This is a genomic window from Rosenbergiella metrosideri, from assembly GCF_022602565.1.
GTDB lineage: Bacteria > Pseudomonadota > Gammaproteobacteria > Enterobacterales > Enterobacteriaceae > Rosenbergiella > Rosenbergiella metrosideri.
In genome coordinates this window covers 1-247 of sequence record NZ_JALBCV010000129.1, presented here as the reverse complement: position 1 = coordinate 247, position 247 = coordinate 1, and the positions used below count along the sequence as shown (strand labels likewise).

Sequence of the window (247 nt, the reverse complement as noted above, 5' to 3'; positions counted from 1 at the left end):
CTTTAAGAGTTTTCCAGAATCGTGCTTATCCTAACTGCTTACGCGCATTTCTGAAGAGACGCATCCAAGGGCTATCTTCTCCCCAATTTTCTGGGTGCCATGAGTTGCTCACTGTACGAAATACGCGCTCTGGGTGAGGCATCATTATCGTTACTCGTCCAGAAGTGTTGGTCACCGCAGTAATACCATTTGGCGAGCCATTCGGGTTCGCCGGATACTGTTCGGTCACTTCACCACGGTTATTCAC

The 247-nt window shown here is 49.0% G+C and carries 1 protein-coding gene; it reads right to left on the bottom strand.

What is annotated here, in order from left to right:
• Window positions 1-25 precede the first annotated feature (25 nt).
• The coding region (locus tag MKR94_RS16785) for a phosphoribosylformylglycinamidine synthase subunit PurQ (RefSeq protein ID WP_241647928.1) at window positions 26-247 on the bottom strand (222 nt) is incomplete at its 5' end.